A 1,087-nucleotide genomic window follows, 5' to 3' on the forward strand; every position below is an offset into this window, starting at 1 on the left:
AAAAGTTGGAGCAGATATTTTTGGAGAACAAATTTTAACACAATTAGTTAGAGAAAACTTAGATGTAGAGCACATAGTGACTGAGAAAAATCAGCCAACTGGGATAGCATCTATCACAAAGGCAACAGGAGATAACAGCATTGTTGTGATATCTGGTGCAAATGCCTGTACAGATGTCCAGTTTGTAGAAGAGAAAAGCAAAATAATCGCTGGATCCAAGGTTCTGCTCGTACAATTAGAAATTCCCGTAGTGGCACTAAAAGAAGCGCTGAAGATTGCTGAGACTAATGGTGTTATCACAATTCTTAATCCTGCCCCTTATACAAAAGATTTAATAGAACTATTACCATACGTTGACTATTTAACTCCTAATGAAACAGAATTTTTAGAAATTGTATCTGATTTTCATGAGCCAAGTTATTTTGAAAAAGACCTATTGTTATTATCGGAAAAAATACATCCAAAAATTATTATTACTAGAGGAGAAAATGGAGTATCATTTGTTGAGAATAATCAAGTTTTAACGATTCCTGCTATTTCAGTTAATGTGGAAGACACTACTGGAGCAGGAGACACTTTTAATGGCATTTTAGCTTCAAGCTTGGCACAGAAGCAACCCTTAATGGCATCTGTAAAATTAGCCGCTCTTGGTGCTTCCATCTCTGTGGAAAAAGAGGGAGCACAAAGCGGGATGCCAACTATAGAAGAACTAAATATAGTATTGGCTAGCATAGAAAAGTAAGAATAAGACATTTCTAAAAAATTAAAAAATAGAGTATATGTGAGTAGGAGGTTTTGGTGTGAGTTTAATGACTGACATTGAAATCTCTTTTTTTGATCTCAATAAATATTTTCGAATATATTTATTATATTGTAGTAATAAACTTCTATGTAATTAGTACAAGTAATGGTTTAACGTATCAACGATAAAAATATGTAATTCTACAATATCTTTTTTGACATGATAGCAATAATTATCATTAAATTATTTTCTGGTATTAAGGATAATATAAATATTGAATGATAAAGTTTTTTTGGGAAATAGGGTTGAATTTATATGAGTGTAGGAAAAAATTGTAAGGTAGAA

1 protein-coding gene is annotated in these 1,087 nt (G+C 31.7%); it reads left to right on the top strand.

Features of this window, described 5'->3' with window-relative positions; translation table 11 throughout:
* Nucleotides 1-742: ribokinase (locus RT405_RS00900; protein ID WP_313466809.1), on the top strand; the 742-nt coding region annotated here is incomplete at its 5' end.
* Between the last annotated feature and the right edge of the window lie 345 nt (nt 743-1,087).

The sequence above is a fragment of the Carnobacterium sp. genome (assembly GCF_032094055.1).
In the GTDB taxonomy this organism is placed as follows: domain Bacteria; phylum Bacillota; class Bacilli; order Lactobacillales; family Carnobacteriaceae; genus Carnobacterium_A.